This is a genomic window from Streptomyces sp. NBC_00096 (assembly GCF_045041305.1).
GTDB lineage: Bacteria > Actinomycetota > Actinomycetes > Streptomycetales > Streptomycetaceae > Streptomyces.
Genome location: NZ_CP108221.1, coordinates 3,574,835 through 3,598,001, shown reverse-complemented (window position 1 = coordinate 3,598,001; position 23,167 = coordinate 3,574,835). Strand labels below are relative to the sequence as shown.

Here is a 23,167-nt window from a genome sequence, read left to right as displayed (position 1 = left end):
CTGCGATCGGCTCCCGGGCCGCCGTCCCGCGCCGGAGCGCTCCGTTCCGCCACCGTTCGTCCACTCCGATCCGCTGCTGCCCGGCACTTCGGTCCGGGACAGGAGTCGGGCGGACGAACACCCGGGTTCCCGGGCTCCGTTGTGGCGTGGGACACACGGCGGCGCAGCCGCTCCGGGGCCCGATGAGAAATCCTGATGCCCTCTGTCGCCGCCGCCGGGCCGGTGCAACGATGACCGGGCCATGACTACGGGTCGATGTTGCCGCGGGGTACGGGCTGCGATGTTCGCGGCCACCTGTGTGCTGCTCTCGTCCCTCGGGCACGTCCTCATGTCGGGAACCTCCGTCCCCTGGTGGACGATGGCGGCGGCGTTCGCCGTCACCTCCGCGACCGGATGGGTCCTCGCCGGACGGGAACGCGGCCTGCTGGCCATCACCTCCGCGACCGTGGCCGCGCAGATCGCCCTGCACAGCGGTTTCTCGCTGGCCCAGGCCGCGGCGGCACGCCCCTCGGCACCCGGCACTTCTTCGTTAGCCTCCCTGACCTCCCTGACCTCCCCCGGCGCGCTGACCTCCCTGGGCCGCCGCTGGGCCCAGTACCTGCTCTGCGCCCCACCCGCGCTCCTCCCGCAGTCTTCGTCGCCCCCGGACACGGGCGGCCACACCCAGCACGTCATGCACGCCGCGCACTCGGTCGCCGACGGCACGGCGCCCTTGCACTCCACCGGCCCGACGGGCCCCATGGGGTCCATGGCCTCGATGGGGTCCATGTCCCCCCTGGGCATGCTCGCCGGTCACCTCCTCGCCGCCCTGGTCTGCGGCCTCTGGCTCGCGTACGGCGAACGCGGCGCCTTCCGCGTCCTGCGCGCCGTGGCCGCGCTGCTCCTCGTACCGCTGCGGCTGCTCTTCCGGCTCCCCGCGCCCGCGTACCGGCCCCGCATCCGCTTCCCCCGGGAGCACCGGGTCCGGACACCGCGCAGGCTGCTGCTCGCCGACGCCCTCACCTCACGGGGTCCGCCCCACGGGACCGCTGTCATCTGACAGCCGGCTTCCCGACGCGCGACGGGCCCACCGCCCCGCACCGCGCCTCGGGCATCGGTCATGCCGTCCGGCAGGCCGTAACCCGTTCACCGGCCCAGCCGTGCCCACAGCGCCCCGCACCCCGCGTCCGCGCCCGCCCGGTCCCGGCTGCCCTGGCACTCAGCAGGCGCAGCGTCCCCGGGGCCCTCGGGCGTCCCGGGACCCTCAGGCCTCCCACGAGACCCGGGGTTCCCGGGACTCCCGGCAGACGCGGGGTCCCCGCCGTGCGGCACCGGCCCCCGGATTCCCCGAAGGACCTCAGGCGATGACCCCTGCCCTGCTCACCCGCGCGACCGCCAGCACGCCCGCCGCCCGGCCCGCCGCCGCTTCCGCCCCTGCCCCCGCCCCCGCCCGCCACTGCGCCGGCCCCGACGAGGCCGTCACCCTCCTCGCGCTGGCCGCCCGGGACGGCGACCCCGACGCGGTGGACCAGTTCGTACGCGCCCTGCACCGTGACGTCCGCCGCTACGTCGCCTACCTCAGCGCCGATCCGCAGTCCGCCGATGACCTCACCCAGGAGACGTTCCTGCGCGCCCTCGGCAGCCTCCACCGCTTCGAGGGCCGCTCCTCCGCCCGCACCTGGCTGCTCTCCATCGCCCGGCGAACCGTGGTGGACAGCCTGCGCCACAAAGCGGCCCGCCCACGGATCGCGGACAGAGACGACTGGCAGAGCGCCGCCGAGCAGAACCAGCCGCGCGACGTGCCCGGATTCGAGGACGGCGTCGCGCTCGCGGAGCTCCTGGCGGCCATCCCCGCCGAGCGCCGCGAGGTCTTCGTCCTCACCCAGCTCATGGGCCTGCCGTACGCGGAGGCGGCGCTCATGCTCGGCTGCCCGATAGGCACCGTCCGCTCCCGCGTGGCCCGGGCCCGTTCCTCCCTGATCGACCTGCTCACGGACGCCGACGCGGGTGCCGGCCCGATCACCGGGCTCCGGACCCCGGCCGCCGGCCCGCCGTCGCCGCTCATGGCCGCGGTCGCGGCCTGACGCACCACACCCACGCCCCCACCGCATCCGCACCCGCAGCCCCACCCGCAGCCACTCCGCCCCCCACCGCACGCGCGGTGGGGGGCGGAGCAGGCCCAGGGCAAGGGCCAGGCCCAGGGCAAGGACAGGGGGCGGGGAGTGAATGCGGCCCCTCAGGTCAGGAGCTTCTCCTTGGCCTTGTCGAACTCCTCCTGGGTCAGGTCGCCCTTCTCCTTGAGGGAGGACAGCTTCGCGAGTTCCTCCGCCGGGCTGTGGCGCGGGCCTGCGCCCGCCGCCTTCTGGACGTAGTCCTGGAAGGCCTTCTCGTTGTCCTGCGCCTGCTTCACGTCCCGCTTGCTCATACCGCGGCCGCGGACGATCAGGTAGACGAGTACGCCGATGTACGGCAGCAGGAGGACCAGGATCAGCCATCCCGCCTTGCCCCAGCCGTGCAGTTCGTGGTCCCGGAAGATGTCCGTGATCACTTTGAACAGCAGGAAGAACCACATGACCCACAGGAAGAGCCAGAGCATCGTCCAGAACAGATTGAGGAGCGGATAGTCGTCCACGCGTCACTCCGATCACATAAGGGACATATTCATTCATAGCCCTGGATCGGGTGATCCGCATTCGGAGTGGCCGACCCCTTGCCACCCCGGCTCCCTTCCCTCGAAACTGACACATCGTCAGATCAATGCGAGGGAAGGAACCGAGGATGCAGACCATCTGGCTCGGCGGGCCCGAATGGGTCGCCGTTCTGCGGATCGGGCTCGGGCTGTGGTGGCTGGAGAGCTGGCGGCACAAGGACAAGAAGGACTGGTTCGGCGGAGGCGGCATCCGCTGGGCCGCGGGCGTTGCCGAGAAGCACCGCTGGGGGTTCGTCACGCGCGGCTTCGACGTCGTCGTGAAGCCCCGTCCCCGCTTCATGGCCTACCTCGTCGCCTACGCCGAACTGGCCCTGGGCCTCGGCCTCATCGCCGGATTCCTGACCCCCATAGCCCTGATCGCCGGGCTGGTGCTCAACCTGGTCTACCTGGTGCTGATGATCCACGACTGGGGCGAACAGGGGCAGAACCTGATGATGGCCCTGATCTCCGGGGTCGCCTTCTTCACCATGGCCTGGCAGGCCTGGTCCCTGGACAACGCGCTGGGCCTCTTCTGATCCCGCTCCCGCAGACCTACCGGTGATCCCGCTCCCTCAGACCTGCCGGTCGAGCGGATTGGCCGCGATGCGGTCCTTCGCACCGCTCGCCACATAGGCCGCCGCCGCACACTGCGGCTTGCGCTCGGCCTGCTCCGAGACCAGCGCGAAGAAGGCGTCGCCGAAGCCGAGGCGCGGGTACTCCGCGAGCAGCGCGGCCGTGAACACGGGGTCGGCGTCACCGACGCCGACCCCGGAGACGTCCGCGGTCGTGCCGATCTGGAGCAGGTGGCTCTCCACGTCCTCGGCCGCCGTGACGTCCTCGCGCATGTGCTGCACGATGATCTTCTCGGCGCGCGCCCGCCGCTGCGCCGGCCAGCCCAGGCCCGCCGTCAGCACGCGCGCCACGTGGCCGCCCGCCTCCTCGAAGGGAAGGGTGTGGCTGTCGAAGGGTGCGGTCAGGCCGAGATCGTGCACCAGCGCGCTGACGTAGAAGAGCTCGCGGTCGTACGAGAGCCCGTGCCGGTCCGCGTACTCGGCCCCGAAGGCGTACGAGCGGACGGAGTGGTTCAGCAGCGCCGCGTCCGCGTACTCGGAGGCGATCTCCAGCGCGGCCCGGCCGGACGGAGTGTCAAGAGTCCATGTCACAAGGGTCATGGCAGGTCAGCGTAGGCGCAGCCGGAAGTCCACCTCCGAGGGCCCCTCCTCTCCCGGCCAAGCCAGCAACCGGGCCGGAGCGGCCGGGGTTTCGGCGAGAACGGTCCCGTGCGAGACCACGTAGCGCGGGCGGACCTGGCGGCGGATCGCCTCGGTCGGCGATTCGGCCGGCAGCAGCACGAAGGAGGCCGGGGCGCCCTGCCGGACGCCGTACTCCGAGGGCGAGAGGCCGAGGACGCGGGCCGCGCGCTCCGTCACCATCTCGAAGGCCACCGGGATCTCGTCCGCGCCCGTGAGCTGGGCGGCGTAGATCCCGACGAGGGCGGTCTGCAGCGGATTGCCGGTGCCGAGCGCGTTCCAGGGGTCCATGACGTCGTCGTGGCCGAAGGCCACGTTCACCCCCGCCGCCAGCATCTCCTTGACCTGGGTGAGGCCGCGGCGCTTGGGATAGGCGTCGAAACGGCCCTGGAGGTTGAGGTTGGCGAAGGGGTTCGAGACGAGGTTGATCCCGGAACGCGACAGCAGCCGCTGGAGTTTGAAGCTGTACGCGCCGCCGTAGGAACCCATCGCCGTCGTGTGCGAGGCCGTCACGTGCCCGCGCAGCCCCGAGCGCAGGGCCCGGGTGGCCAGCACCTCCACGAACCGGGACTGCTCGTCGTCGATCTCGTCGCAGTGCGCGTCCACGCGCAGTCCCTGCTCCTCGGCCAGCGCGAAGGCGACGGCCAGCGAGGCCACCCCGTCCTCGCGGGTGTCCTCGAAGTGCGGGATCGCGCCGACGACGTCGGCCCCGCGCCGGACGGCCTCGCGCAGCAGCTTCTCACCGCCGGGGAAGGAGACGATGCCCTCCTGCGGGAAGGCCACGATCTGCAGGGTCATCACGTCCCGGACCCGGTCGCGCACCTCCAGCAGCGCGTCGAGCGCGGTCAGCGCCGGATCGGTCACGTCGCAGTGCGTGCGCACGTGCAGGACGCCCTGGGCCGCCTGCCAGCGCAGCACCTCGGTGGCCCGCGCGATCACGTCCTCGCGGGTCAGGGTCTTCTTGCGCTCGCTCCAGCAGGCGATGCCCTCCCAGAGGGTCCCGGAGGCGTTCGGGCGCGGATCGCCGGCCGTCAGGGCGGTGTCGAGGTGGATGTGGGGCTCGACGAAGGGGGCGCTGAGCAGACCCCCGCGGGCCTCGATCAGCATCCCCGTCGCCGGCGGTTCCTTCTGGTCGTCGTACGGGAGCACGCGCGCGATCCGCCCGTCCTCCGCGACCTCGACGTCGTGCAGGCCTTCGCTGTGCAGCAGCCGGGCACCCCGGACGATCATCCGCATGGCGCCAGCCTACGCACGCCGTCCCGGATCGGCCCGGGCCCGCGCCCGGGACCTGCCCGGGCCCCGGCTCCGGCCCCTGCCCGGGTCAGCCCCGCTTGGCCTGGGCCTTCTGCTGCATGCCCCGCGTCTTCGCGGCAGAACTTCGTACGCAGACCGCCTTGCCCCCGTCCGGCCCCGTCGGCATCCCGGACCCCGGGTGGTGCGATCGGGTTACATGGGGGCATGACTGACGCCACCGCTGACACCGACGCCGCCGTACCCGACTGGGAGAAGCGCTTCCGGGCGCCGCGCGTGGGACTGCCCGAATGGGCCGAGGACGCGCCCGACCGCTCGCTCTTCGTCTCCAACGCGACCGGGACCTACGAGCTCTACGCCTGGGACCGCGCCACCGGCACGCAGCGGCAGGCCACCGACCGCCCCAACGGCACCACCGACGGCACCCTCTCCCCCGACGGCGAGTGGATCTGGTGGTTCTCCGACACCGACGGCGACGAGTTCGGCACCTGGGTGCGCCAGCCCTTCGCCGGCGGCCCCGACGAGCCGGCCACGCCCGGGCTGGAGGCCTCGTACCCCGCCGGACTGGCCATCGGCCGCGACGGGACGACCGTCGTGGGGCGCTCCACCGACGAGGACGGGACCACCATCCACGTCGTACGGCCCGACGGGACGGCGCCCGCCGTCGTCTACCGGCACCGCGAGTCGGCCGGCGTCGGCGACCTGTCCCGCGACGGGACCCTGCTCGCCGTCGAGCACACCGAGCACGGCGACGCCATGCATTCGGCGCTGCGCGTCATCACGCTGGACGGTACGGCCGTCGCCGAACTGGACGACTCCAAGGGCGGCACCGAGGACCTGGGCCTCATGGTGCTCGGCTTCGCGCCCGTCCCGGGAGACACCCGGCTGCTGGTCGGCCACCAGCGGCGCGGCCGGTGGGAGCCGATGGTCTGGGACGTGGCCGCGGGCACCGAGGAGGAGCTGGCCGTCGACCTGCCGGGCGACGTCGGCGCCGAGTGGTACCCCGACGGCTCCGCGCTGCTGATCGAGCACAGCTTCGAGGCGCGCAGCGAGCTGCTGCGCTACGACCTGGCCGCGCGGACCCTCGTACGGCTGGACACGCCGCCGGGGACGGTGTCGGGCGCGACGGCCCGGCCCGACGGGTCGGTGGAGTACCAGTGGTCCTCCGCGGCCGAGCCCTCGGTGGTGCGCTCGACCGCGGGCGGGGTCGTGCTCGACCCTCCCGGCTTCCGGCCGCCCGGCTCCGTACCGGTCGAGGACGTGTGGGTGGAGGGTCCCGGCGGGCGGATCCACGCCCTCGCGCAGCGGCCCGCGGGCCACGGAGACGGCCCCTTCCCGACCGTCTTCGAGATCCACGGCGGGCCCACCTGGCACGACAGCGACGCCTTCGCCGCGACCCCGGCGGCCTGGCTCGACCACGGCTTCGCCGTCGTGCGGGTCAACTACCGCGGCTCCACCGGCTACGGCCGCGAGTGGACCGACGCCCTCAAGCACCGGGTCGGCCTGATCGAGCTGGAGGACATCGACGCCGTACGCCACTGGGCGGTGGACTCCGGCCTCGCCGACCCGGCGCGCCTCGTGCTGTCCGGCGGATCCTGGGGCGGCTACCTGACCCTGCTCGGCCTCGGCACGCAGCCGGACGCCTGGGCGGTGGGGCTGGCGGCCGTACCGGTCGCCGACTACGTGACGGCGTACCACGACGAGATGGAGGCGCTGAAGTCCCTGGACCGCACCCTCTTCGGCGGCACCCCGGAGGAGGTCCCGGAGCGCTTCGAGGTCTCCTCGCCGCTGACCTACGTGGACGCGGTGAAGGCGCCCGTCCACATCGCGGCGGGCCTCAACGACCCGCGCTGCCCGATCCGGCAGATCGAGAACTACGTGGACCGGCTGTCGGCGCGCGGCGCGGAGCACGAGGTGTACCGGTACGACGCCGGGCACGGCTCGCTCGTCGTGGAGGAGCGGATCAAGCAGGTCCGGATGGAACTCGACTTCGCGCTGAAGCACCTGCCGCGATAGCCCGGTAGCCCGGGGCTCGCGCCGAAGCACCAGCCGCGGTGGCCCCGGCACCGGCGGACCGGTGCGCCCCCCGTACGGTGGTGGGGTGCACCGGTTTCTCCTGACCCCGCGCTGGTGGGGGATCAACGTCTTCGTCGCGCTCGGCGTTCCCTTCTGCCTGTTCATGGGGACCTGGCAGCTCGGCCGGTTCGAGGACCGCGTCGACAGCCACAAGGAGGCCACCAGCGCACGCCCCGCCGAACAGGCGGCCGCGCCGCTGGACTCGCTGCTCCCGGTGGACAAGAACACCTCCGGACGGCTCGCCTCCGTCTCCGGGGAGTACGCCGACCAGCTGCTCGTCCCCGAGCGGCGGCTCGACGGGAAGGACGGGTTCTACGTCCTGACCCTGCTGCGCACCGACACCGGCAAGGCCGTCCCGGTGGTCCGGGGCTGGCTGCCGGGCACCGCCGACGCGGGCCGGGCTCCGGCCGCCCCGGCCGGACGGGTCGAGGTCACGGGTGCGCTGCAGGCCTCGGAGAACTCCAGCAGCAAGGGCGTGTACTCCTCGGGCGGACTCCCGGCCGGGCAGCTCGGCGTCATCGGGGCCGCCTCGCTCGTCAACATCGTGCCGTACGGCCTGTACGACGCCTGGCTGACCGTGCAGACCCCCGCCGACGGGCTGACGCCGGTCCCGGCACAGGCTCCGGTCAACACCGGGCTCGACCTCAAGGCCTTCCAGAACCTCGGCTACACCGGCGAGTGGTTCGTCTTCGCCGCGTTCGTGCTCTTCATGTGGTTCCGGCTCTACCGGCGCGAGGTGGAGACCCTGCGCGACGCGGAGGCGGGCCTGCTCACCGGAGACCCCGGGGCGGGACCGGCCGCGCCAGTCGCGCCAGTCGCGCCAGTCGCGCCCGAGGGTCCTGCGACGGCCGATACGGCCGAGACTCCCGACAGCGCGGCCGCCGCGCCGGCCGGAGCCGGTCCGGCCTAGGCAGGACCGGGCCTCCCCCGGGTCCTACGGCCGACCGGGGTCCGACACCGGGATGACCCCGGTCCGGTACACCGTTCCGCCGCACGCGTCGGGGATCGTCGTCTGCGTCGTCGGGCCGCCCGGCAGCGTCGTATCGGCCGTGTGGGACACCGACACGCCCTCCGGTACCGGCGCCGGGGGGTTCGTCTCGGACTCCGGGCCCTTCGCCGCACCGTCCGCGCCCGTCCCGGTGCCCGGATCGGTGTTCGGCGCGCCGGCGACGCCGCCGTCCGGCGGGTTCACCGCGCCGGACCCGCCCGCGCCCGGACAGCCCTCCGCCGGCGGCACCCACGCGAAGCGGACCTCGTACGCCGCGCTCGGCGCGAGCACCATCAGCGGGGCCTCCATCGACGGATCGGGCAGCAGCCCGGTCGCCGGATCCCCCGTGGTGTGGCCTACGACGGGCACCGCCACGCCGCCCTTGCCTGGCTCGGGACCCGCCGCCGGGGCCGCGGTCACGGTGTCCGGACCGAGGACGGTGCAGCCCCGCACCGAAACGTTGGTGACCCTGAAACTGCCGTAGACCTTGCCGTCGGCCGCCGGGGGCTGCGCACTGCCCGACACCCCGAGCTGGGTGGCACTGCAGGCGGGCACGCCCGGAGCCGCCGGCGGGGGCAGCAGACCGCCGCCGGGGAGCCTGGTGACGCCGGGCCGGGGGGAGACGGCCGCCCCGGGCGGAACGACGTCGGGCCCGGTGATGCCGGGAAAACCGGTGCCGGGCGCAGTCGGCGCGGCGCCGGTGGCGCCGGGCGTGCTCTGGCCCTTGCCCGGGGACTTGCTGGGCTTCGGCTTGGTGGAGCCGTTCTGGTGCGGGTTGGAGAGCCCGCCCTTGCGGTCCGCGCCCTGCTGGCCGTGGCCCGCCATGGTGGAGCGGTCCTTGGAATCGCCCTCGGCCGCAGTCAAGTACACGGCCGCCGGGACGGAGGTGCCCACCACCAGCGCCGCCGCCACCGCGGCGAGGACGATCCGCTGCTTGCGGACCCGGCGTGCGGGGACCGCGTACCGCAGTCGCTCGAGCGCGTCGCCGGAGGGTTCGAGGCCCCCGACCACGCCGTGCAGCAGGTCGCGGAGCACTTGCTCCTCCCCGGCCGGTCCCTTGGTGCCCGCGGCGGGGCCGGCGGCGGGGCCGGTGCCTGCGGCTGCGCCGTTCGTGCTGTTCGTGCTGTCAGTGCTGTCGGCCGATCCGTCCGCCGTACTGCCGGCCGCGCTGCCGGCCGCCGCGTCGCCCGTACCGCCGTCCGCGGTGCCGGGTGTGGCACCGGGTGCGGTGCGCAGGAGCTGGCGCAGGGCCTCCTGGCCCTCGCCGGCGGATGCGCGCGTCAGGCCGTGCAGTCCCCGGTCCGCTCCCGGGGCTCCGCCCCTCAGGCTCCGGAGCACCTGCTCCTCGTCCTGTCTCTTCTTGCGGTCCTCGTTCATGACTGCGCAGCCTCCATCGCCACACGCAGCGCAGCTATGCCCCGCGATCCGTACGCCTTGACCGAACCGAGCGATATGCCGAGCGTCTCGGCGACCTGGACTTCCGTCATGTCCGCGAAGTAGCGCAGCACCAGGACCTCGCGCTGGCGACGCTGGAGTCCGCGCATCGACTTGATGAGATCGTCCCGCTCCAGCAGGTCGTACGCGCCTTCCTCGGCGCTCGCCATGTCCGGCATCGGCTTCGACAGGAGCTTCAGGCCGAGGATGCGGCGGCGCAGGGCGGAGCGCGAGAGGTTGACGACGGTCTGGCGCAGGTAGGCCAGGGTCTTGTCCCGGTCGCGGACCCGGTTGCGGGCCGAGTGGACGCGGATGAAGGCCTCCTGGACCACGTCCTCGCAGGAGGCGGTGTCGTCGAGGAGGAGCGCGGCGAGCCCGAGGAGCGAGCGGTAGTGCGCCTGGTAGGTCTCGGTGAGGTGGTCGACGGTGGTCCCCGCGACCACCTCGGCCACCAAGGCCGTCTCAGCCACCACGGCCGTCTCGGTTCCGCCGGTGGCCTCCGCGCTGTCGCGCGGCCCCGGCACGCGGCCGTCGCGGTCGGGTGCGGGCGCCCGGACACCGGGGACGGCGGGGAGCGCGGGAGCCTCCGGCGTCGTGGCGGTCGGCGGGACGGGAACCATCACCGGGAAGCCGCCGGGCGTGCGGGAGCGCAGGCGCGACGGGATCGTCCCGGTGCGCACAGAAATGACGGGGAAGTCCAGCAATGCTTCTGCCACGCCAGTTGGACGCGCGTCACCCCGTCAGGGTTGTACGCGCGGGGCAGACTCATCGGCGTGGTCCCCATTGCCCTCATGCATAGCCGTTCGCCCCGGTGGCCGCGTCTACGACAGCGGGCATCGGGCATCACCTTGATCAGGTCGATCAGGGGATCACTGATGATCCTACAAAGTGAAAAGGCTAAATTCAGCCGCGATGAGTTCCGCAGTTCGCGTGGCGTTCAGCGCGGCGCCCTGGCGGACGTTGTCCGCGCAGACGAAGAACTCCAGGGAACACCGGTCGTCCAGCGAGGCCCGCACCCGCCCCACCCAGGCCGGATCGGTTCCCGCGGCGTCCGCGGGGGTCGGAAACTCGCCTGCGGCGGGGTCGTCCACGAGGACCACTCCGGGCGCGGAATCCAGGATCTCCCGGGCGTGCACGGCCTCGACCTCGCCCTCGAAACGGGCCCGTACGGTCAGGGAATGCCCGGTCAGCACGGGTACCTGTACGCAGGTCACCGAGACCGGCAGCTCCGCGAGGTCCAGGATGCGGCGGGTCTGCGCCCGTACGGCCAGCTCGTGCGAGGACCAGCCGTCCTCGCGCAGCTCACCGGACCACGGCACGACGTTGAGCGCGAGCGGCGCCGCGAAGGGTCCGGTGTCCTCGCCCACGGCACGGCGCACGTCCCCGGGGAGCTCCCCCAGGGCGGTGCCGGCGACCAGCGACAGCTGGCGGCGCAGCGATTCCGACCCGGCCCGCCCGGCCCCGCTGGCGGCCTGGTAGGAGGAGACGGCCAGCTCGGCCAGCGCGTACTCGGCGTGCAGCGCGCCCAGCGCCGCGATCATCGCGGCGGTCACGCAGTCCGGGCCCGCGACGATCCCGCGCGGCCGGATCCGGGCGGTGTGCGCGTTCACCTCGGGCACCACGAGCGGCACCCCGGGGTCCTCCCGGAACGCCGCGGACTGGTCCACCACGACGGCGCCGCGCGCGGTGACGACGGGAGCCCACCGGAGCGAGACCTCGGCCGGGGTCAGGAAGAGCGCGACGTCCCCCTCGCCGAGGCCGTCGAAGGCGTCTTCGGTGAGGGCGAGCACCTCGGTCTCCTCACCGCGCACGGTCAGCCGGCGGCCGGCCGAGCGCGACGAGGCGATCAGGCGTACGGGGCCCCAGACGTCCGCCCGCTCGGACAGGATCCGGAGCACGACGGAGCCGACCGCTCCGGTCGCCCCGACCACCGCGAGTGCCGGTGGCGGGGTCGACCGGGGGGCCGTCATCGTCCGGTGCCTCCGTAGACGACGGCTTCGTCGTTGTCGGAGTCGAGGCCGAAGGCCGTGTGCACGGCGCGGACGGCCTCGTTGACGTCGTCCTGCCGGGTCACGACCGAGATGCGGATCTCCGAGGTGGAGATCAGCTCGATGTTGACGCCCGCGTCGGACAGCGCCTGGAAGAACGAGGCGGTGACGCCCGGGTTCGTCTTCATGCCCGCGCCGACCAGGGAGATCTTGCCGATCTGGTCGTCGTAGCGCAGGGACTCGAAGCCGATGGTGCCCTTCGCCTTCTCCAGGGCGTCGATGGCCTTGTGGCCCTCGGCCTTGGGGAGGGTGAAGGAGATGTCCGTCAGGCCCGTGGACGCGGCGGACACGTTCTGCACGATCATGTCGATGTTGATCTCGGCGTCCGCGATGGCGCGGAAGATCGCCGCGGCCTCGCCCGGCTTGTCCGGGACGCCGACGACCGTGATCTTGGCTTCGGAGACGTCGTGGGCGACTCCGGAGATGATGGCGTGCTCCACCGGCTCGTCTCCTTGCGGATTCTCGTTGCTGACCCAGGTGCCCGGCAGTCCCGAGAAGGACGAGCGGACGTGGATCGGAATGTTGTAGCGGCGCGCGTACTCGACGCAGCGGTGCAGCAGCACCTTGGAACCGGAGGCCGCGAGCTCCAGCATGTCCTCGGAGGAGATCCAGTCGATCTTCTGCGCCTTCTTCACGACGCGGGGGTCCGCGGTGAAGACGCCGTCGACGTCGGTGTAGATCTCGCAGACCTCGGCGTCCAGCGCCGCGGCGAGCGCGACGGCGGTCGTGTCCGAGCCGCCGCGGCCCAGGGTGGTGATGTCCTTGCTGTCCGCGGACACGCCCTGGAAACCGGCGACGATGGCGATGTTGCCCTCGTCCAGCGCGGTGCGGATACGGCCCGGCGTGACATCGATGATGCGCGCTTTGTTGTGGACCGAGTCGGTGATGACGCCTGCCTGGCTACCGGTGAACGACTGGGCCTCGTGGCCCAGGTTTTTGATCGCCATGGCCAGCAGGGCCATGGAGATCCGCTCTCCGGCGGTCAGCAGCATGTCGAATTCGCGCCCGGCAGGCATCGGGGACACCTGCTCAGCGAGATCGATCAGCTCGTCCGTCGTGTCGCCCATCGCGGAAACCACGACGACCACTTGGTGGCCGTTCTTCTTGGCGTCCACGATTCGCTTGGCGACACGCTTGATGCCCTCGGCATCGGCTACGGAGGAGCCTCCGTACTTCTGCACGACAAGGCCCACGTGCGCTCCTCGCTCAATCCGTCTCATTGCTGGTGCAGTCTAACGAGCGACCGGGATACGACCGTCTCGTACCACATCATGAGACGAAAGGATCAAAGAACCGGTTGCCCCGCCGGAGGCATCACTTCCGGCCGAGACCGCCCAGCTCCTCCGCCATGACCTGCCCGGCCTGCTCCGCGAGATCGTCCTCCGCCAGGTCCTCGTCCGTGTCCAGCCCGTCCAGGGCCGCCAGCGGCTGGTCCAGGCGTACGTGGGCGACCAGCGACTGGAGCGCGCGCAGCGTGGCCGAAGCCGTCGGACCCCAGTTGGTGAAGTACGAGAACTGCCACCACCACAGGGCTTCGGTGACCCGGTCCGACTGGTAGTGGATGAGGCCGTGGCGCAGGTCGGCGACCACGTCGGCCAGGTCGTCGGAGATCCGGTGCGGGACCGGTGCCTTGCGCGGCTCGTAGGGGTCGAAGACCTCCGAGTAGACGTCGACCGGCTCCAGCATCAGCGCGAACCGCTCGCGCAGGTCCTCCACGTCCGGCTCCGGGCCCAGGTCGGGCTCGTAGCGCTCGTCGGGCAGGACGTCCTGGTACGCGCCCAGCCGGCCGCCCGCCAGCAGCAGCTGGGACACCTCCAGGAGGAGGAAGGGCACGGCGCTGTCCGGGTCCTCGCCCTTGGCCACCTCGGTGACCGCGACGATGAAGGACTCGATCTGGTCGGAGATCTGGACGGCGAAGTCGTCCGGATCCTGTCCCAGGGCGTGCAGCGTTGCGTCAGACATCGAGAAGTCGCCTTCCTTCAAAGGCCCGCCCGAGCGTGACCTCGTCCGCGTACTCCAGATCTCCCCCGACGGGGAGCCCGCTGGCCAGGCGGGTGACCTTCAGGCCCATGGGCTTGATCATGCGGGCGAGGTAGGTGGCGGTCGCCTCGCCCTCCAGGTTCGGGTCGGTCGCGAGGATCAGCTCGGTGACCGCGCCGTCGGCGAGCCGCGCCAGCAGCTCCCGGATGCGCAGGTCGTCCGGGCCGACGCCCTCGATCGGGCTGATCGCGCCGCCGAGGACGTGGTACCGGCCCCGGAACTCGCGGGTCCGCTCGATCGCGACGACGTCCTTCGACTCCTCGACCACACAGATGACCGTGAGATCGCGGCGCGGGTCGCGGCAGATGTTGCACCGCTCCTCCTGCGCCACGTTCCCGCACACCGCACAGAACCGGACCTTGTCCTTGACCTCGAGCAGCGTGTGCGCGAGACGGCGGACATCGGTGGGCTCGGCCTGCAGGATGTGGAAGGCGATCCGCTGCGCGCTCTTGGGCCCGACGCCGGGCAGCCTGCCCAGTTCGTCGATCAGGTCCTGGACCACGCCTTCGTACAACGGACTGCCTTCTTTCGGTTTTCGGTGGGAGTGCGGTTCCCGGTGGGAGTACGGGGAGTGCGGGGTGCGGAGGGGTGAGGGGCGGAGGGGCTAGAACGGAAGGCCGGGGATGCCGCCGCCGCCCAGGCCCTGCGCCAGCGGGCCCAGCTTCTGCTGCTGGAGCGCCTGCGCATTCTCGTTGGCCGCCTGGACCGCCGCGACCACCAGGTCCGCGAGCGTCTCCGTGTCCTCGGGGTCCACGGCCTTCGGGTCGATCACCAGCGCGCGCAAATCACCGGAACCGGTGACGGTCGCCTTGACCAGGCCGCCGCCGGCCTGGCCCTCGACCTCGGTCCGCGCCAGCTCCTCCTGTGCCACGGCAAGGTCCTGCTGCATCTTCTGGGCCTGCTGGAGCAGCTGCTGCATGTTGGGCTGACCACCACCGGGAATCACAGGTCACTCACTCCGTAGCGTCGGGCCAAGCATCTGGCGGCTTGGTCAATCCGAGCCTACGTGCTCCCCGGGCGCCGCGCCCTACGCCGTGAGGACCAACTCTTTCGAGTGAGAGACGAGGCGTGCGCGTACCTGATGGAGCCCTCCTTGTGAGCGGAAATCCGGGGAATCGTTGCCCATCGCGCCCCATTCGAAGGTAGGAAGAGCATGCGCATCATTGCGCACACGCGCACCACCACACGTCAGCGCAGGCAGAGGGAGTGCCGGGTGAGTCAGCCGGAGATGCAGCCCGAGGGGCCACCCCGGGATCCCGCTGAGGACGGCGACCTCACCGGCCGGCCGTTCCCCCTCGGGGACTGGGGCGAGCCCGCCGAGCGGCTCGACGAGCTCTACCGGCGGGTCGAGGCCGACGCGCTGCGCACCGCCGAGTGGTACCTGTCCGACCGGGCGTGGAAGCGCCGGGGCGCCCGGATCCTGCGGGCCGGAGCCGCCGCGGGCGCGGTCACGGGCGCGGCGATGCCACTGCTGGAACTGACCGGCTCGGTGCCCGGGGCGGCCTCGTACGGCTACCTCGCGCTGCTCCTGGGAGCGGCCTGCCTGGCCGGCGACCGGTTCTTCGGCCTGACCTCGGGCTGGATGCGGGACGTGGCGACGGCGCAGGCCGTGCAGCGGCGCCTGCAGACCCTGCAGTTCGACTGGGCCACCGAGAACGTACGGGAGATCCTCGGCCCGACGGAGGGCACCGCGAGCGAAGCCGCGGAGCGATGTCTGACCGTGCTGCGGCGGTTCTCGGAGGACGTGACGGAGCTCGTGCGCTCCGAGACCGCGGAGTGGATGGTCGAGTTCAGCTCGGGCCCCGCCCCGCTGGTCATGCAGTCCCTGGGCGCGGGCGGGGGGCGCCCGGACGCGTACGTCCCGCCGGCCCGCTTCCCGCTCCCGCCGGGCACCCGCCCGAACATGCCGCGCCAGAGACCCCCGGAACAGCCGCGCTGAATCCGGCCCCGCCGGCGATCGGGAAACGGTGGAGGGCCGGGCGGGGAGAGCTCCTCGCACCCGCCCCGGACCGGCGCACCGCGGTGCGGTGCAGTGCGCGCACCGCACCGCACACCGCACCGCGCACTGCACATCAACTGAAAATGATCATCGAGCCCTGGCCGAGGCTCCGGGTCGCCGCCGCGTGCAGTCCCAGCCACACGTGCCGCTCCCGTGCGAACGGGCTGTCGTCGTGCGGAATCGGCCCGGCCGGCTCCTCCAGCGAGGTCGGCCGCCCCGGCGGCGCGGGCGCCATCGGGGGATTCCCGGGATCTATCCCGATCGCGGGAGCCACCACCGCCAGCTCGCGCAGCAGCCCCTGCGCCGAGCCCAGCGGCCCGCCCCCGGCCAGCAGCTCCTCGTTCGCCAGCGGCGCCGCGAAGTCCACGGGGACGTACGCCCCCGCGTGGTCGTAGTGCCACACCAGGTGCGACTGCTGCGCCGTCGGCTCGAACATCTCCAGCAGCTGCTCGTAGTCCCCGCCCAGCTCGTCCACCGGCGTCACCGGCAGCCCGCAGATCTGGAGCAGGTACGCCCGCCGCAGGAAGTGCAGGGCGTCATAGTCGAAACCGGCTACCGGGGCGACGTCCCCGGACAGCCCCGGCATGTACGCGAACACCGGCACGGACGGCAGTCCGGCCTCGCCCAGCGCCTTGTCGTACGAGGCGATCTCTTCCGCGAAGGGATTGTCGGGGCTGTGGCACAGCACGTCGACAAGGGGGACCAGCCACAGGTCACAGGCCACTCGGCCTCCGATCAGTCGTTGCCGCCGATCGGGCCAGCGTAGTGCGCCGGACACGCTCCGCGAAGGGGTGAGCAAAACCTCGCGCCCGGGCCCGCGGCGCGACGGCGGTACCGGAGAGGCCTACGGCTGCCCCGGTCCCACCCTCCAGACCCACGCGTCCAGCACCTTCTCCGGCGGCCGGCCGAGCAGTCCGGTGATCAGTTGCCGCAGCTCGGTGTCCCGGTCCTGGACCGGCAGCACGACCGCGCCCGCCTTCCAGTACTCCAGGTCCTGGCGGGCCTGCACCTGCCAGGCCGGGGTGATCTCGGGCGGCTGCGCACCGTAGCGGACGTCGCGCAGGAGGTTCGACAGGTTGCGCGGGGTGGCTCCGTAGATGCCCATGCGGTCCGGTCCCCACGGGCCGTTGAAGTAGCCGCCGGCCAGCCGGAAACCGAAGTCCGCCTCGACCTGCCAGTGCAGTGCGTCCGCCTGGCCCGGGTCCGGCAGCGGTACCGGAACGAGTGCCTCCCCGTCCTTGACGTAGTCCTTCCAGGACCCCGAGGTGATGAAGGCGGGCACCGGCGCGCGGTCCCGTACGGTCAGCGGCAGCGGCAGGACCGGGATCAGCGCGGCCGCCGCCCCCAGCAGGCCCAGCGTGCGCAGCTCGCGCGTGCGCAGCCGGACGATCCGGTCGAGCGCGAGGGCCAGCAGGATCCCCAGGACGGGGGCGCACACCATCGCCACGCGCCCCTCGATCACCGACTCGAAGAGGGGCAGCTTGATGATCAGGCGCCAGGGACCGGGCAGCACGACCTCGGTGTGCGGGACGGGCACCCACGGTCCGAGGGACAGCAGGAGCGCCACGAAGCCGGTGACCGCGAGGGCCCGTACCAGCCTGTCGCGCCACAGCCACACGCACACGGCGACGGCGAAGGCCAGCAGGGGCCAGCCGTAGAAGGCGTTCTGCTCGGTGGTGTTCAGGGAGAGGCGCCCGGCCGTCTCCGGGTCGCCGAAGAGCGAGCGGGAGGCGTACTCGATCAGGGCGCGCGGGCTGTTCCCGGCGTCGTCCCCGTGCAGGACCGAGTGGTAGCTCTGCGGGCCGGAGAACTGCCAGTGCAGCGGGACGATCAGCAGCGGCAGGCACACGGCGAGGGCCACGGCCAGGCCCGCGCCCAGCGGTCGCGCGGCCGCCAGGGCCCGTCGGTGGTCGACGAGCAGGCAGGCGAGGCAGAAGACCAGCATGCCGAGCGCGGCGATGAGAAGCGGCTCCTCGCCGATGAAGATCTGGTACGTCGCGAAGAGCCCGAGCAGGACCCCGTCACGGGTCACGCTGTGGTCCCTGCGGTGCGGGCCGCACAGGCGCAGGGCCCGGTCGATGATCAGCGGGATCATGAAGAGGACGACGAAGTTCGGGTGGCCGTTGGCGTGCGAGACCATCGGCGGCGCGAAGGCGGCGAGCGCCCCGCCCGCCGCGGCGGCCCAGCGGGAGCGCACGAAGTGCCGGCGGATCAGCCAGTACCAGGTCCAGGCGCTGGCGGCCATGCCGAGCGTGAGGACCAGCGCGAAGGTGACCGTCTCGCCGAAGAGGAGCGTGACCGGGATGAGCGGGACGTTCAGGCCGAGCATCGTGGCGTTGGCCATCAGGTTCACGCCGTCGGGCATGCCCTGGGAGAAGGTGAAGAACGGATTGCGGAGGTGGGTGATGTTGTCGGTGGTGACGCCGACGAACCACTCCCACTGGTTCTGGTCCTGGAGCGCGTCGGCGAGGTAGCTCCCGCCGAGGTCCGCCCACAGGCCGTGGAAGATGTAGAACGAGAGCGCGAGGAAGGCGGCGGCGACGGCGAGGCCGCCGGCGTTCAGGCGCAGCAGCTCGGCGAGGGCCTGGCGGCGGTCGGTGCGCGGCTCGGGGGCCTTTGGTGCGGGGGCCTTTGGTGCGGGGACCCTCTGCGCGGGGACCCTCTGTGCGGGGACCTTGTACGCGGGGAGCTTCGCGGGGACCTTCTGTGCGGCGCGGCTCACCGGGATCTCCGCCACCTCCCAGCCCTGGCGGCGTATCCAGCGCAGGACCTCGGCGTCGATGGCCGGGCCGTCGAGGGTGGAGGCGGCGAAGGCGGCGCGGGCGCGGTCGCCGTCGAAGAGGGCGAAGCCGCAGGTGTCGGCGCGGAAGCCCGGTATCCCCGGTATGCCGAGGGCGCGGACCAGGCGGTTTCCGGAGCGTCCTTGGACCACGGCGGGGGGCTGCGCCTCGGGCGTTCCGTTGCTCTGCCCGGCGGCCTGCGCGGGGGCCCGCCCGGGAGCCCGCCCGGGGGCCCGCCGCTCGTCCCGCCGCGCGTCCTCGTCCGGGGCGTCCGCGTCCAGGGCGTCCTCGAGGCGGGCCAGCTCGTCGAGCGGCGTCGTGAGGGCGGCGTCGGCGAGCAGCACCCGGCGGCCCGCCGAGGCGAGTACTCCGGCGCGCAGTGCGGCCCCCTTGCCCCGGTGGCCTGAGGCGGGGCGGACCAGCCGGATCCGGGGCTCGTCGGCGGCGGCCGCTGTCTCGTCGGCGGCGGCCGCCAGGGGCTCGCGGGCCGGACCGTCCTCGTCCGCGGCAGTGACCACTATGAGTTCCCAGTCACCGGGGCCGGTGCCGCTGTGCGCGTCGAGGTGGTGGCGCACGGCGGTGAGGGTGGCTTCCGGGACGGGACCGGGGATGACGACGGAGAGGCCGACGGCGCCGAGCCATCGCGTACCGGTGGTCGGGGCCGACCGGTGCTCGCTCGCGCCGCGCCGGTCGTCCACGCTCTTCCCGCTCACGCGCCGGCCCCCTTCAGGCCCGCGGCCCAGTCCAGACCGTGCTGGTTGTACGCGTGCACGAGGCGTCGTACCTCCTCGGCGTCCCCGCGGGTCACCGCGTCGATCAGTTCGTTGTGGCCCGCCCACAGGCTGCCGCGCAGGGGCGGCTCCGCCTTCAGGTAGGGCACGGAGAATACCCAGCACTGCACGCGGATCCGGTGCAGGAATTCGGAGATGTAGCTGTTGCCGACCAGCCCGCTCAGCTCCCTCCAGAAGCGCAGGTCGTAGCCGATCAGCACTTCGAGCGAGCCGTCCAGCGCCGACCTCCGCGCCTCCTCCGCCCGGCGGCGGACGGACACCAGCCGCTCGCCGGTGCCGGGAGCGGTGCCGCGTTCGACGAGCCGGCGGAAGATTCCCTCCACGATCAGCGTGCGAGCCTCGATCATGCCCCGGAAATCGTCCACGGAGAAGACGCGGACACGGAAGCCGCGGTGCTGGACGGAGTCGAGCAGGCCCTGGGCGGAGAGGTCGACGAGTGCCTCGCGGACGGGGGTCGCGGAGACCTCGTACTGCTCGGCGATCTGTTTGACGGTGAACTCGGCCCCTGCGGGCAGACGCCCCGCGAGCACCTCGTCACGCAGCGCGTCCGCGATCTGCTGGCGAAGTGTGTTGCGGGTGACAGCGCCGCTGCCTGACATAGGGGTCCGTCTCCATCTGTGGGCTTCGGACACCTTAGGCCAGACAGGACGGCCGAAACCGATCGGTTTGTGGCCGCTATATGGATTTAGCGACCGTTATCCGGACGGTCGGGGGCTCTTTTCTTGATCATCTGGCCCTGCGCGGGGCCTCCCGGGACCTGCACGCAGGGGCGTTCTCCCTGTTCAGGAGCGGTGTGGACGGCTCACCCGGGGGAGGACCCGGGACGAACCGGGGCGAACCCGGGCCGGGCCGGGGCGGATCTGCGGCGGTCCCGAGGGGGACCGAGCGGATCCGAGGCGGCCCGGACACGGGGGCTCAGGCCGAAACGTGCTTGTCCGCGACGGTCAGCGCGTCGTCCAGCAGGGCCAGGCCCTCCTTCGCGTCGGCCTCCGTGATGTTGCACGGCGGGACGACGTGGGTGCGGTTCATGTTGACGAACGGCCACAGCCCGGAGGCCTTGCAGGCGGCGGCGAACTCGGCCATCGGGGCGTTGTCCGCGCCGGCGGCGTTGTACGGGACGAGCGGCTCGCGCGTCTCCTTGTCCCGTACGAGTTCCAGCGCCCAGAAGGTGCCCAGACCGCGCACCTCCCCGACCGAGGGGTGGCGCTCCGCGAGCTCGGCGAGGGCCGGGCCGATCACGTTCTCGCCGAGGTGGGCGGCGTGCTCGACGATGCCCTCCTCGTCCATCGCGGTGATCGTCGCGACGGCGGCCGCGCAGGCCAGGGGGTGGCCGGAGTAGGTCAGCCCGCCCGGGTAGGGGCGCGTGGCGAATGTCTCGGCGATCGCCCCCGAGATGGCGACCCCGCCGAGCGGGACGTAGCCGCTGTTGACGCCCTTGGCGAAGGTGATCAGGTCGGGGGTGACGTCCCAGTGCTCGGCGGCGAACCACTTCCCGGTCCGGCCGAACCCCGACATGACCTCGTCCAGGATGAAGACGATGCCGTGGCGGTCGCAGAGCTCGCGCACGCCGGCCAGGTAGCCGGGGGGCGGGGTCATGATCCCGGCCGTGCCGGGGACGGACTCCAGGATGATCGCGGCGATCGTCGCGGGACCCTCGAAGGCGATGGTGTCGGCGAGGTGGGTGAGGGCGCGCTCGCACTCCTCGGCCTCGGTGACCGCGTGGAACGGCGACCGGTAGAGGAACGGGCCCCAGAAGTGCACGACGCCCGCGGCGGCCGTGTCGGAGGGCCAGCGGCGCGGGTCGCCGGTCAGGTTGATCGCGGCCGCGGTGGCGCCGTGGTACGAGCGGTACGTGGACATCACCTTCTGCCGGTCGGTGTGCAGCCGGGCCATGCGGACGGCGTTCTCCACGGCCTCGGCTCCGCCGTTGGTGAAGAAGATCTTGTCGAGGTCGCCGGGGGTCCGCTGCGCGATGAGGCGTGCGGCCTCGGAGCGGACGTCGACGGCGAAACCGGGGGCCAGGGTGCAGAGCGTGGCCGCCTGCTCCTGGATGGCGGCGACGACCTTGGGGTGCTGGTGGCCGATGTTGGTGTTGACCAGCTGGGAGGCGAAGTCGAGGTAGCGCTTGCCGTCGTAGTCCCAGAAGTACGACCCCTCGGCTTTGGCCACGGCGAGCGGGTCGATCAGGGCCTGTGCGGACCAGGAGTGGAAGACGTGAGCGCGGTCGGCAGCCTTGACGGAGGCGCCCGAGGTGACGTGAGGGGTCATGCCGCCACCGTAGAAGTGCGCAGGTGGGGCGGGATATCGGCGGTCTGTATGCGGGTGGGGGGCGGGTCTCGGCAGTCTGTATGGGGTGGGTGCGTGGGGTGGGATGGGGTGGGGGGTGGGGCCGCTTACTTGACAGCAAGCTGTCTTTCCGTCAGTCTGCTGTCATATGGCACGTCCCCCGATGGCAGGACGCTGGAGGCGAGCACGATGAGCGAAGCCCGGACGGCAGGCACTTCCCCTCTCCCGACGGTCCACGTGGCGGTCTACGACACCTACGCCGACTGGGAGACGGGCCACACCACCGCGCACCTGACCCAGCGCGGGTACGAGGTCCGCACGGTCGGCCTCGCCGCCGGCGAGCCCGTCACCACGATGGGCGGCCTCCGCATCCAGCCCGACCTGGCCCTGGCCGACCTGACCCCCGGCGACTCGTCCCTCCTGATCCTGACCGGCGCCGGGCTGTGGGACACCGGTGACGAGCTGGCCCCCTTCGCGGCGAAGGCCGCGGAGTTCCTGGCGGCCGGGGTCCCGGTCGCGGCGATCTGCGGAGCCACGGCGGGCCTGGCCCGCGCGGGAGTCCTGGACGGGCGTACGCACACCAGCGCGGCCCCCTTCTACCTCGGCGGCCAGCCGGGCTACGCGGGCGCCGCACACTACGTCGAGGCCGACGCGGTCACCGACGGCGACCTGATCACGGCGGGCCCGACGGAGCCGGTGGCGTTCGCCCGCGAGGTCTTCGCCCGCCTCGGGGTGTACCAGCCGCACGTCCTCGACGCCTGGTACCGCCTCTTCCACGACTCCGACCCGACCGCGTACCCGGTCCTCATGGCGGCGGCGGAGTCGGGCGATGCCTGAGGGGGCGGAGCCGGTGGGGGCGGAGCCGGTGGCGGAGGGGGCGGAGCCCGTGCCGGAGGGGGCGGAGGGGGCGGAGCCCGTGCCGGAGGGGGCAGTGGCGGAGGGGGCGGATTCGGGGCCGGACTCCCTGCGGGCCCGACAGGATCTGCTGAGCCGCACCGCCCTCGGCGTGTTCCACCTCAACGGCCGGTTCCTCTCCGTCTCCGAGGAGCTGGCCCGCCCGGCGGGGCTGACCGCCGCCTGGTGGCAGGTGCTCGGCGCCGTACTGCACGAGCCGCTCCCCGTCGCCGGCATCGCCCGGGCCATGGGCATCACCCGGCAGAGCGTGCAGCGCATCGCCGACCTCCTGGCCTCCAGGGGCCTGGCCGAGTACGTCCCGAACCCGGCCCACCGGCGCGCGAAGCTGCTGCGCCCCACGGAAACCGGCCGCGCGGCCATCGCCCGGATCGGCCCGGGCCACGCGTCCCTGGCCACCCGCCTCGCGGAGGCCCTGGGCGAGGAGGCCTTCGCCGAAACGGTCCGCGTCCTGGAACGCCTGTCGGCCGCTCTGGATGCGCTGGAGGCTCTGGACGGCCCGCACTCTGCGGACAGCCCGGGCAGCCCGGGTGCCCTGCCGACTGTACCTGGTTCCCCGACCTCTTAGGGCGGGCCCGACGGGTCTTCCGGATCCCGGGGCCCTGGACTCCCGCCCGGACCCACTGGACTGACCGGGCTTGGCC

At 72.7% G+C, this 23,167-nt stretch carries 22 protein-coding genes; 8 read left to right on the top strand and 14 right to left on the bottom strand.

Annotated features, from left to right (window positions below; translation table 11 throughout):
- Positions 1–280 precede the first annotated feature (280 nt).
- Together OG904_RS15835 and OG904_RS15830 are read left to right on the top strand one after the other, a co-directional pair.
- Complete coding sequence (locus OG904_RS15835; RefSeq protein WP_405491394.1) at positions 281–1,039, top strand: hypothetical protein; 759 nt, start codon at positions 281–283, stop codon at positions 1,037–1,039.
- A 304-nt stretch (positions 1,040–1,343) separates the two neighbouring features.
- Positions 1,344–2,063, top strand: coding sequence for a sigma-70 family RNA polymerase sigma factor (locus OG904_RS15830; RefSeq protein ID WP_405491392.1), 720 nt, complete (start codon positions 1,344–1,346; stop codon positions 2,061–2,063).
- A gap of 152 nt (positions 2,064–2,215) precedes the next feature.
- Here OG904_RS15830 and OG904_RS15825 read toward each other — a convergent pair whose 3' ends face one another.
- Positions 2,216–2,611 carry an SHOCT domain-containing protein gene (locus OG904_RS15825; RefSeq protein WP_405491390.1) on the bottom strand — a complete coding sequence of 132 codons (396 nt, stop codon included), beginning with the start codon at positions 2,609–2,611 and terminating at the stop codon, positions 2,216–2,218.
- A gap of 146 nt (positions 2,612–2,757) precedes the next feature.
- On the opposite strand from OG904_RS15825, the gene OG904_RS15820 reads away from it, so the two are divergent.
- On the top strand, positions 2,758–3,204 hold the full coding sequence (locus tag OG904_RS15820) for a DoxX family membrane protein (protein ID WP_405491388.1): 447 nt from the start codon (positions 2,758–2,760) through the stop codon (positions 3,202–3,204).
- A 36-nt stretch (positions 3,205–3,240) separates the two neighbouring features.
- Here OG904_RS15820 and OG904_RS15815 read toward each other — a convergent pair whose 3' ends face one another.
- Positions 3,241–3,840, bottom strand: coding sequence for an HD domain-containing protein (locus tag OG904_RS15815; protein ID WP_405491386.1), 600 nt, complete (start codon positions 3,838–3,840; stop codon positions 3,241–3,243).
- A 6-nt stretch (positions 3,841–3,846) separates the two neighbouring features.
- The gene (gene codA, locus OG904_RS15810; RefSeq protein ID WP_405491384.1) at positions 3,847–5,154 is read right to left on the bottom strand and encodes a cytosine deaminase; all 1,308 of its coding nucleotides are present in this window, start codon (positions 5,152–5,154) and stop codon (positions 3,847–3,849) included.
- A gap of 222 nt (positions 5,155–5,376) precedes the next feature.
- Between codA and OG904_RS15805 the strand changes: the two genes are divergently transcribed.
- Together OG904_RS15805 and OG904_RS15800 are read left to right on the top strand one after the other, a co-directional pair.
- The gene (locus OG904_RS15805) at positions 5,377–7,185 is read left to right on the top strand and encodes a prolyl oligopeptidase family serine peptidase (protein ID WP_405491382.1); all 1,809 of its coding nucleotides are present in this window, start codon (positions 5,377–5,379) and stop codon (positions 7,183–7,185) included.
- Between the two features lie 85 nt (positions 7,186–7,270).
- Complete coding sequence (locus OG904_RS15800; RefSeq protein WP_405491380.1) at positions 7,271–8,155, top strand: SURF1 family protein; 885 nt, start codon at positions 7,271–7,273, stop codon at positions 8,153–8,155.
- Between the two features lie 24 nt (positions 8,156–8,179).
- On the opposite strand, the gene OG904_RS15795 is transcribed toward OG904_RS15800, so the two are convergent.
- From OG904_RS15795 to OG904_RS15765, 7 genes are all read right to left on the bottom strand, one after another.
- Complete coding sequence (locus OG904_RS15795; protein ID WP_405491378.1) at positions 8,180–9,610, bottom strand: hypothetical protein; 1,431 nt, start codon at positions 9,608–9,610, stop codon at positions 8,180–8,182.
- Entirely contained in the window at positions 9,607–10,287 is a 681-nt protein-coding gene (locus tag OG904_RS15790; RefSeq protein WP_405498043.1) for a SigE family RNA polymerase sigma factor, read from the bottom strand. The genes OG904_RS15795 and OG904_RS15790 overlap by 4 nt, the downstream gene beginning before the upstream one ends.
- Positions 10,288–10,548: 261 nt before the next feature.
- Positions 10,549–11,637 carry an aspartate-semialdehyde dehydrogenase gene (locus tag OG904_RS15785; protein WP_405491376.1) on the bottom strand — a complete coding sequence of 363 codons (1,089 nt, stop codon included), beginning with the start codon at positions 11,635–11,637 and terminating at the stop codon, positions 10,549–10,551.
- The gene (locus OG904_RS15780; RefSeq protein ID WP_405491374.1) at positions 11,634–12,908 is read right to left on the bottom strand and encodes an aspartate kinase; all 1,275 of its coding nucleotides are present in this window, start codon (positions 12,906–12,908) and stop codon (positions 11,634–11,636) included. Before OG904_RS15780 ends, OG904_RS15785 begins: the two co-directional genes overlap by 4 nt.
- Positions 12,909–13,029: 121 nt before the next feature.
- On the bottom strand, positions 13,030–13,677 hold the full coding sequence (locus OG904_RS15775) for a DUF5063 domain-containing protein (RefSeq protein ID WP_405491372.1): 648 nt from the start codon (positions 13,675–13,677) through the stop codon (positions 13,030–13,032).
- Positions 13,670–14,269, bottom strand: a complete 600-nt coding sequence (gene recR, locus OG904_RS15770; RefSeq protein WP_328299989.1) for a recombination mediator RecR — start codon at positions 14,267–14,269, stop codon at positions 13,670–13,672. The genes OG904_RS15775 and recR overlap by 8 nt, the downstream gene beginning before the upstream one ends.
- A gap of 90 nt (positions 14,270–14,359) precedes the next feature.
- Positions 14,360–14,701, bottom strand: a complete 342-nt coding sequence (locus tag OG904_RS15765) for a YbaB/EbfC family nucleoid-associated protein (RefSeq protein WP_405491369.1) — start codon at positions 14,699–14,701, stop codon at positions 14,360–14,362.
- Positions 14,702–14,968: 267 nt separating this feature from the next.
- On the opposite strand from OG904_RS15765, the gene OG904_RS15760 reads away from it, so the two are divergent.
- Entirely contained in the window at positions 14,969–15,694 is a 726-nt protein-coding gene (locus tag OG904_RS15760) for an SLATT domain-containing protein (protein ID WP_405491367.1), read from the top strand.
- A 133-nt stretch (positions 15,695–15,827) separates the two neighbouring features.
- Here OG904_RS15760 and OG904_RS15755 read toward each other — a convergent pair whose 3' ends face one another.
- The 4 genes from OG904_RS15755 to OG904_RS15740 form a co-directional block, all read right to left on the bottom strand.
- Positions 15,828–16,478 (bottom strand): hypothetical protein, encoded by a 651-nt coding sequence (locus tag OG904_RS15755; RefSeq protein ID WP_405491365.1) that lies wholly within the window; start codon positions 16,476–16,478, stop codon positions 15,828–15,830.
- Between the two features lie 120 nt (positions 16,479–16,598).
- On the bottom strand, positions 16,599–19,247 hold the full coding sequence (locus OG904_RS15750; protein WP_405491363.1) for a glycosyltransferase 87 family protein: 2,649 nt from the start codon (positions 19,245–19,247) through the stop codon (positions 16,599–16,601).
- Entirely contained in the window at positions 19,244–19,924 is a 681-nt protein-coding gene (locus tag OG904_RS15745) for a GntR family transcriptional regulator (RefSeq protein ID WP_405491361.1), read from the bottom strand. The genes OG904_RS15750 and OG904_RS15745 overlap by 4 nt, the downstream gene beginning before the upstream one ends.
- Positions 19,925–20,240: 316 nt before the next feature.
- The gene (locus tag OG904_RS15740) at positions 20,241–21,593 is read right to left on the bottom strand and encodes an aspartate aminotransferase family protein (protein WP_405491359.1); all 1,353 of its coding nucleotides are present in this window, start codon (positions 21,591–21,593) and stop codon (positions 20,241–20,243) included.
- A gap of 207 nt (positions 21,594–21,800) precedes the next feature.
- On the opposite strand from OG904_RS15740, the gene OG904_RS15735 reads away from it, so the two are divergent.
- Together OG904_RS15735 and OG904_RS15730 are read left to right on the top strand one after the other, a co-directional pair.
- A complete protein-coding gene (locus OG904_RS15735; RefSeq protein ID WP_405491357.1) occupies positions 21,801–22,448 on the top strand; it encodes a DJ-1/PfpI family protein in 648 nt (215 codons plus the stop codon).
- A gap of 13 nt (positions 22,449–22,461) precedes the next feature.
- Positions 22,462–23,091, top strand: a complete 630-nt coding sequence (locus OG904_RS15730; RefSeq protein WP_405498041.1) for a MarR family winged helix-turn-helix transcriptional regulator — start codon at positions 22,462–22,464, stop codon at positions 23,089–23,091.
- Positions 23,092–23,167: the final 76 nt, after the last annotated feature.

What these genes read in the sequence shown, in the direction of transcription:
- OG904_RS15795 (WP_405491378.1), bottom strand. Translation starts at nt 9,610, where the DNA reads ATGAACGAGGACCGCAAGAAGAGACAGGACGAGGAGCAGGTGCTCCGG.
- OG904_RS15740 (WP_405491359.1), bottom strand. Translation starts at nt 21,593, where the DNA reads ATGACCCCTCACGTCACCTCGGGCGCCTCCGTCAAGGCTGCCGACCGC.
- codA (WP_405491384.1), bottom strand. Translation starts at nt 5,154, where the DNA reads ATGCGGATGATCGTCCGGGGTGCCCGGCTGCTGCACAGCGAAGGCCTG.
- OG904_RS15775 (WP_405491372.1), bottom strand. Translation starts at nt 13,677, where the DNA reads ATGTCTGACGCAACGCTGCACGCCCTGGGACAGGATCCGGACGACTTC.
- OG904_RS15805 (WP_405491382.1), top strand. Translation starts at nt 5,377, where the DNA reads ATGACTGACGCCACCGCTGACACCGACGCCGCCGTACCCGACTGGGAG.
- OG904_RS15735 (WP_405491357.1), top strand. Translation starts at nt 21,801, where the DNA reads ATGAGCGAAGCCCGGACGGCAGGCACTTCCCCTCTCCCGACGGTCCAC.
- OG904_RS15790 (WP_405498043.1), bottom strand. Translation starts at nt 10,287, where the DNA reads ATGGTTCCCGTCCCGCCGACCGCCACGACGCCGGAGGCTCCCGCGCTC.
- OG904_RS15830 (WP_405491392.1), top strand. Translation starts at nt 1,344, where the DNA reads ATGACCCCTGCCCTGCTCACCCGCGCGACCGCCAGCACGCCCGCCGCC.
- OG904_RS15820 (WP_405491388.1), top strand. Translation starts at nt 2,758, where the DNA reads ATGCAGACCATCTGGCTCGGCGGGCCCGAATGGGTCGCCGTTCTGCGG.
- OG904_RS15785 (WP_405491376.1), bottom strand. Translation starts at nt 11,637, where the DNA reads ATGACGGCCCCCCGGTCGACCCCGCCACCGGCACTCGCGGTGGTCGGG.
- OG904_RS15815 (WP_405491386.1), bottom strand. Translation starts at nt 3,840, where the DNA reads ATGACCCTTGTGACATGGACTCTTGACACTCCGTCCGGCCGGGCCGCG.
- OG904_RS15745 (WP_405491361.1), bottom strand. Translation starts at nt 19,924, where the DNA reads ATGTCAGGCAGCGGCGCTGTCACCCGCAACACACTTCGCCAGCAGATC.
- OG904_RS15835 (WP_405491394.1), top strand. Translation starts at nt 281, where the DNA reads ATGTTCGCGGCCACCTGTGTGCTGCTCTCGTCCCTCGGGCACGTCCTC.